Origin of the sequence: Pantoea sp. CTOTU49201 (assembly GCF_032054795.1) — a bacterium.
In the GTDB taxonomy this organism is placed as follows: domain Bacteria; phylum Pseudomonadota; class Gammaproteobacteria; order Enterobacterales; family Enterobacteriaceae; genus Pantoea; species Pantoea symbiotica.
This window is the reverse complement of sequence record NZ_DAMBSA010000213.1, coordinates 1-7891: the sequence shown is the minus strand read 5'-3', so window position 1 is coordinate 7891 and position 7891 is coordinate 1. Positions and strand designations below refer to the sequence as shown.

The window sequence follows — 7891 nt, the reverse complement described above, 5'->3', positions numbered from 1 at the left end:
AGCGTCTTTCGGTCACCATAAATGGCGACCCTACAAAGGATTGGCGCGTTTTTCGCGCAAAAAAAAACCTGAGACGCGCCCTCTTCAACTGAAAAAGGGCGCGTCTCAGGTTTTGCCTGCCGAACAGTAACAATCCTTAACGGGCGCTATCATGCTTACAGCACGGAAAAAGTGGCAAGCAGTTTTAACGAACGACGTAGAGAAATGTGAAGCTGGTCACCAATTATCGTCATTCTCGCTGACCAACAAAGCCGTCCATAATAAGGCCGCACTTTTCATGCAGCCTTATCGCGCAATGTGTGAAAAAAACGGACGTAATATCATAAAGACTATTTAAACAGATCATTCCGGTATTTAAATAGCTCCAAATCGCTACTAATACCTAATTTCCTCATCGCTGATTGCTTATGACCGCTAACCGTTTTACGACTGCGTTTTAACTTCACAGCAATATCAACTATTTCCATCCCCTCTAAATAACAATTCAACACCTCAGCCTCGCGCGGGGTTAATAATCTGGTTGAAATGAGTTGCTGACCATATTGCCGTGCGGATCCGTTGATTAAATCCTTGTCGAATTTACGCAGGGGAACCTGGCTCAACTCTTCAGCAATGCGAGGCGGGATATAACGCTGTCCGTTTGCAATGGTGCGAATCGCTGATAAATAGGTTGCAGACTCTTCTCGTTTAGCAATATAGCCTCTCACACCCAACATATAAGCGGTACGAATGACAGCGAGGCTATCTACAGATGTAGAAAGTAAAATCTTTAAATGCGGATAGTGCGCCATTAAATGTTTAATCAGTGATAAGCCATCCATCTCATCATCTTGCAGAATATAATCCAGTACCAGCACATCACATTCAGCGATACGCAACCAGCTTAATAATTCCCGGCTATGGCCAAATTTTCCGATCACGATTAAATCATCCTGATCAGCGCACAACACATCAAATGAGCGACAAATAATAGGATGATCGTCAAGCAGAGCCAGACGAATTTGGGACGTTAAAGGGTTCATTGAGACCTCATGTCGTCATGCTGTCCGGAGTGGACAGCATGTGTTCCTCTGTTAGGGTTTTTGCGGCGTATTCTTCAGCCAGTTCATCAATTGTCCGGCGCTGGCATAACCACGAAAAATCGCGCTATAACCATCAAAGCGATTAGTCACCTCGCCAACACGGTTGTTGTAGTAATCCGACTCGGCGCTTAACACATCCAGCAACGTACGTTTACCAAGGTGATACCACTGATCGAAGAAATCGAGGCGGATACGGTCCGATTCACGCGTCAGATTGCGGTAGAGATCCGCGCGCTGCAGCATTGACCGCGCATCCTGATCGGCGGCACGCACCCGTTGTTGCAGGTCATCACGCTGGTTTTCTGACTCTTCCCGCATTGCACTGGCGCGCTGTACAGCAGCCTGTTCTGCCGCGTTAGCTGAACCACCACGGAAAAGCCCCCAACTGACATTGATACCGGTTTGCCAGGCTTGCTCACGACCGTAATAGTCTTTGCCGGTATCTTTACTCACTACCCAATTGATTTTTGGTAATGACGACGATTTCAGCGCGTCGGCTTCAGCAAAGGCAGCCTGTGACTGTGCCTGTGCTTTAAGTAACGTTGGATGCTTGTCGACTGAAGCCAATAAGGCATCAAGCTGTGAAGGCTGCAATTGCCACTGCATCGCGGGTGGTAAAGGAACCTGGGTTTCACCTAACAAGCGATACAACTGAATCTCGGTGTCACGTGCTTTTGAAACGGCATTATCCAGCGCTGACTGCGCTTGCAAGAAGCGGCCTTTCGCCTGAGTGAGTTCGCTGCGGCGGCCCTGATCAGCTTCAACAATGCCGGTCAACATGGTGACCAGCTCTTGCATACGCGCTACGTATTGCTTACTCATTTCGATGATCAAACGCTGTTTACTCAACTCCACCAGTCCGCTGCTCACCTGCCATGCCAAATCTTCGATCTGCGCGGTGTTCTGGAAATCTGCGGCCTGAACCGAGAACTCCTTGCTTTTAATGGTGTTGCTGGTCTGGCCGAAATCGATCAGATTCGTCGCCACGTTAACACCCAGAGCCGGCATATTGCTGTCATTGGCATTGCGGTTACCTTTACCAAACTCATAACGACGTGAGTTCGACGTTACGTCAACCTGTGGCCAGCGTTGACCTTTCGCGTTGCTCACGTCTTCTTTCGCAGCATCGATTTGCAGTTGCGTATTGCGAACCTGTGGACTGCGCTGTAGCGCGCTCATCACCGCACTGTAGAAAATGTTTCGCAGTTCCATTTCACCAGGGCTGACGCGCGCTACCGTCTGCGGTGCACGTGCTACGGAAAGACGCGGCTCAGGGGTTAAAGCAGGTTCATCTGGCTGCGTTAGCGTGGCGGCAACCGATGCCGACGTTGCCGGTTTGAAGATTGGCAGTTCAGCGCTACTAAGGCTGCTTCGCTCCGCTTCTGTGCGATTTGTTGCTGTTACCAGTGGTGTTGCAGGCACCTGTGTCACAATAATCGGCGCTTTAGACACAGCAGGTGTATTAACCACCGGCGCTTTCGCTACAGGCGCAAGCGCGGTGTTAGTTAATGGCGCAGCAGCAGCCTGAACCGGTGCTGATTGCGTGCGTGCTGCCAGCATTTTCGCCATCTTATCTGCCGAAATGGTTTTTCCTGGTTGAGCCGCGCTTAATGCTGGCTTCGGTTTCGACACTTCAACAAACATCAGTAGCTCTTCTTCTTCACTCGTTGCCGTCTGTGCGGCGCCGCTTTGCAGCGCGAGGAACGAACCTATTAGCAGCGACAGCAAGCGTTGTGAACATTTAATTTGTTTCATCACTCAGATCTCAATTAACGTTCGCGGAAAGCTTCACGTGCTTTCATTACCGGCTTCAGCAGGTAATCCAGGATAGTTTTCTCGCCAGTACGGATTTCAACAGAAGCCACCATGCCGGGAATAATCGGCAATGCTTTGCCACCGGCATTCAGGGTGCTGGTCTCTGTCAGAACCATGACGCGGTAATAGGTGTCATCCGGGCGTCCCGCAGCCGCTTTGGCATCATCTTTCAACGTATCGGGACTGATAAATTCCACGTGGCCTTTCAGCCCGCCATAGATCGCGTAGTCATAAGCGGTGACCTTTACCGTTGCAGGTAAGCCAGGATGAAGAAACGCCACATCTGAAGGACGAATCTTCGCTTCCACTAACAGTTGGTCTTCTAGCGGAACGATTTCCAGAATGTGTTCGCCAGGCTGAATGACGCCGCCAATGGTGTTAAAGCGAATGTTTTTCACCGTGCCTCTCACCGGTGCGGTAATGGTGGTACGTTCCATTACGTCAGCGCGGCCAATCAGGTTTTCACTGGTCTGCGAAAGTTCCAGCTCCAGCTTGTTCAACTCGGAGTTGGCATCGGCCTGATAACGGTTACGACGCTCAACAATCTGCGCCTGAATTTCGTTGGCCTGGCGGCGCATACGCAGCAGTTCTACTTCAGAGAGCAAGCCGCGCGCCGCTAAGGGCTCAGCCAGGCGAATTTCACGCATCGACAGTTCATAGCTGCGCTGTAATGCGTTAACCGAGTCATCAAGTGCACGCTTACGCGCCTGATAGGCTTTGGTTTCCTGATCGATAACACTTTGATCTTTACGCACCTGTTCATCGTCGAAACTCAATGGCTGGCCATATGCTTCAGCACGCAGACGCGCAATCGTGGCCTTTAATCCCACCACTTTATTCAGTGCTTCACGGTAGCTGGCTTGAGCCCGCGTTGGGTCGATCTTCAGCAGCACCTGGCCGCGTTCAACCTCTTCACCTTCACGCACATTCATTTCCGCCAGGATGCCGCCCTCCAGACTCTGAATAATCTGTTCACGGCTCTTGGAGATGATCTTCGCTTCACCTTTGGTGATTTCTTCGACGCGCGCAAAATGCGCCCAGGTGATACCACCCACCAGCACCGCCAGCACCACCCATAGCACCAGTCGTGAACCGGGTGTGCGTTGGGTAAGCAGTGAAGACTGAATGTCATTCATGAAGTCGGCATCTGCCGCCGACAGTTTGGGTTTACGTTTGAATAAGCTGAACATCAGGCAGAGACCTCAACATCTTTGTCCGACCCCTTCGCTGGCGCACTGCGCGTAACGATTGGGGATGCAGGTTTGTTAGCCGGTGCGGCGGACTGATTCGCAGCCGGTTGCGGCACTGTATTGGCAGCCGGTTGTTGTGCTGCCGCACTCACTTTGCCGCTATTGGCTGGCGGAACGGGTTGTCCGCTCAGGCGGGCGAGCACCACATCTTTCGGCCCATCGATGGCAACTTTGCCGGCATCAATCACGATGATGCGGTCCACCAGCGCCAGCAGTGACGGACGGTGAGTGACGACTACCAGCGTCTGGCCTTGGGTTGCGGCATGCAGATGCTTCAGGAATTGCTGTTCGGTTTGGCTGTCCATGGCGCTGGTTGGTTCATCCAGCAGCAGCACTTCCGGGCGGCTGAGCAGCGTACGAGCCAGAGCCACCAGCTGACGCTGACCACCCGACAAACTGCCGCCGTTCTCGCCTACCGCCAGGTTGATACCCAGCGGATGGCGTGCGGCAATCTGATCGAGACCGGTCAGGCGCAGTACACGCAGAAACTCATTCGGTGCCGCGTCGGGCATACCGAGCATGACGTTTTCACGCAGCGTGCCGTAAAACAGGCGTGATTCCTGGCTCACAAAACCGATATGACGGCGCCAGTCAGCGGGGTCGATCTGGTTAACGTCGAGGCCATCCGTAAACAGCTGGCCGCCGGTTGGCTGATAAAGACGTGCCATCAAGCGCAGCAGCGTTGATTTACCGCTCCCAATCGAACCCAGGATGGCGATACGCTCACCGGCTTTAATGTCGATATTGATGTTTTTGAGAATTTCCGGGTTAGGCTGCATCGGCGGTGCCGGATAAGAGAACCCCACGCCTTTCAGGCTCAGATCGCCTTTCAGTTCCGGGTTAGCGATATAATCCTGCTCGCTATCACGGTCGGTTGGCATCTCCATCAGCCTGTTAAGCGAACCCAGCGCCGCTTTTGACGACTGGTAACGCGTAGCCAAACCGATGACCTGACCTAATGGGCCAGTCGCACGTCCTGCCAGCATCACCGTACCGATCAAGCCACCCATGGTCAGGTTGCCGGCATCAATCATATAAACGCCGATCAGAATCAGCATTACGGTCTGGAACTGCTGCAGGAAGGTCACCGAAGTAGTTGCCAGGGTTGAATAACGTTTTGATTTCGAACCACTGTTGGCCTGTAAGGCACTGAATTTCTGCCAGCGACGCTGCATATGGACGCCGCCGCCAGTGGCTTTCAAAGTTTCCATCCCTTCAATGGATTCGATCAGTACGCCTTGCTTGAGTGCGGCGTCTTTCAGGTTCTCTTTCATGATCTTCGCCAGCGGCCACTGAATAATGACGCTGATGATGATGATCAGTGGCAGCATCAGCAGCGGCACGAAGCCGAGTGGACCGCTAATGGCAAAGATCACGCCCACAAACAACAGCACAAACGGCAGATCAGCCAGTGCGGCTAAGGTCGCTGAAGAGACAAAATCACGCAGAGACTCAAACTCGCGCAGCTGATTGGCAAAGGTGCCTGACGAAGCCGGTTTGTGCTCCATACGGACCTCAATGGCCTGGCGGAACAGGATGCTACCGACAATCAAGTCAGCTTTTTTGCCCGCGGTATCCAGCAGATGCGCACGAATAAAGCGCGTCAACGCTTCGAACAGCATCGCTACCGTTACGCCAATCGCCAGAGACCACAAGGTGACAAACGCCTGGTTCGGAATGACGCGATCGTAGACGTTCATGGTGAAGAAGATGCTTGCCAGCGCCAGTACGTTAATGAGTACGGATGCCACTGCCGCGCTACGGTAGTAACGGCGATAGCGCCACAAGGTACTAAACAGCCAGTGCTTCTGATTCTCCGGTAAACCCTCTTCAACACGGCGATCCACTTTGGCGGCAGGCTTTGAGAAAATGGCAAAACCGCTGTACCACTCGGCAATCTCGGCGTGCTCAATTTCAACGGGTTTACTACCGACTTCTGGCATGACCACTTGATAGAACCAGGTCATCTTGTCTTCAGCATTCTTTTTGCGTACCCGATCAAGCAGGATGCAACCACCTGACTCTTTACGTACCAGAATGACTGGCATGACCTGCTGAGGGACATCCCACAGGCTGCGCTCGACCAGACCCGGTGTCATACCGGCACTCTCCAGCGCACTCAGCGCTTGGGAAGGCGTAAGGAAAACATCTTTTGGCAGGCCTGCTGTCAACGCGTCAAAGCTGCGGCCAAGGCCGTAGTGGCGGCAGAGCCAGTCCACGCTCTGCAGCAGCGTGTCATCAATACGCGTCTGCACACGCGCCAGCGAATGCAATTCCTGCTCGTGCTGTTGGTTATCAGATTCTGTTGCGTTCATTAACCGCATCTCATTGTTCGTTAATTCAGGCCCGCTGGGCGGGGAGTAAGAAAATTCTCGCTTTTAGCCGTCAGTGGCGATACAAGCCGGGTCTTGCTTCGTCAATGCCGACGTGAAAAATCGCACTTAAAAAGCTGATTTAGATTGTTATTTTCTTATTTCGCGAGAATCTGCACATCCTGATCCGCGTTAGGACAATTCGCCGAACAAGCTGAAATCTGCATGTCGATCAATTCATCCGGCACCGCAGCCATCGTCAGCGCGTTACGCAATGCTTTGGCTTTATCGCGCAGCACAATTCGTGGCTCATCACGGGTCACGAGGCGAATGACAACGCTGTGCAAAATGGGATGCTGCTGACGGAGCGTGACGACGGTTTCATTCAGTGAATTGAGGCCTTCATCGGTGAGCAAGGTGCGGCCAAGATCCTGTTTAAACAGCTCACGACTGCTGAACAGATACTGACTTTCACTTTGTGCCGCAGCACGATCGAAAACGCAGGAAACGAGGGTGGTTGCACGTGAGTGCGCATGTACCTGGCGGCGGTTGAGTTTGATCTCCCGTTCACCCTGCTGGCGATTAACCGCTGTTGGGGCATCCGTTATTTGCTGCTGTTCATCAACCCGCAAAAAGTAGGTGCGCGCGCCGTGCAGTTCGGCCTGATATAAGCCCTCAGTTTTACCGCGATACTGCGCATCATTAACGAAGGCACCGAGCGTATGCGGGCCTGCGCGCAGACAAAAACTGGTGAATCCGCCCGGTAACAAACTGGTGTGATAGCGACCGTCAACGTAAACATGCGCCGGACCGGCTGTCATAACGCCGCTGTTAGCGCGGTAATACACCACCTGCGTCAGTTCTTTGACTACCGGTGGCAGCGGCTTGTATTTTTCACCAAAGGCGTTGGGCGTTTGTAGCGTGGCCGAACCCGATACGGTGGTTAGCAGGCTAACCATAAGCACAACCGATTTAACCCAAGACATATTCAACACAATTGACCTCTTCAGAATGTCCCGCGTGCACTGGCATGCGGGGGAAATTAACTAGCGGATGTTGTGATACGCCAACGGCTGCGATAAGTAACGGCACTCCGTTACTGCACTGGCTCGCGATAACACATGCTCCTGCAGATGTAGGTCAGCCAGCTCGCGCTCCGCCTCAATGCGACGCACAGGCTGAGGTTTGCCATCACCCTGCGCGTTCACGCGGACAAAATAGGTTTTGCCTGGCTTGAGCGTGGTTTGAAAACGGTGGTGGGTGGCCGCTTGCGCGCCCTGAGAGTCCATCCAGCCGCCCAGCGTATAGCTGCCCGGTTGAACGCAAATGCGGGTATACATGCCTGGCAGCAAGGCGGCTTGCAGCTTGCCATCAACGGTCACTAACGCCGCTTGCTGACTGGTTGATGCCTGGGTGCGGTCATAGACAACCT

The 7891-nt window shown here is 52.9% G+C and carries 5 protein-coding genes and 1 pseudogene; all 6 read right to left on the bottom strand.

The features are described from left to right. Nucleotides 1-329 precede the first annotated feature (329 nt). Nucleotides 330-1022, bottom strand: a complete 693-nt coding sequence (locus tag RTY00_RS15075; RefSeq protein WP_312664988.1) for a response regulator transcription factor — start codon at nt 1020-1022, stop codon at nt 330-332. 51 nt (nt 1023-1073) lie between these two features. Beyond that, nucleotides 1074-2837, bottom strand: a complete 1764-nt coding sequence (locus RTY00_RS15070) for a TolC family protein (protein ID WP_312664987.1) — start codon at nt 2835-2837, stop codon at nt 1074-1076. A 14-nt stretch (nt 2838-2851) separates the two neighbouring features. After that, on the bottom strand, nt 2852-4087 hold the full coding sequence (locus RTY00_RS15065) for an HlyD family type I secretion periplasmic adaptor subunit (RefSeq protein WP_179452785.1): 1236 nt from the start codon (nt 4085-4087) through the stop codon (nt 2852-2854). Further along, entirely contained in the window at nt 4087-6462 is a 2376-nt protein-coding gene (locus RTY00_RS15060; protein ID WP_312664985.1) for a type I secretion system permease/ATPase, read from the bottom strand. Before RTY00_RS15060 ends, RTY00_RS15065 begins: the two co-directional genes overlap by 1 nt. Before the next feature lie 155 nt (nt 6463-6617). Beyond that, nucleotides 6618-7418 (bottom strand): hypothetical protein, encoded by an 801-nt coding sequence (locus tag RTY00_RS15055; protein ID WP_312664984.1) that lies wholly within the window; start codon nt 7416-7418, stop codon nt 6618-6620. A gap of 87 nt (nt 7419-7505) precedes the next feature. Further along, nucleotides 7506-7891: pseudogene (locus tag RTY00_RS15050) on the bottom strand (hypothetical protein); the annotation flags it as partial.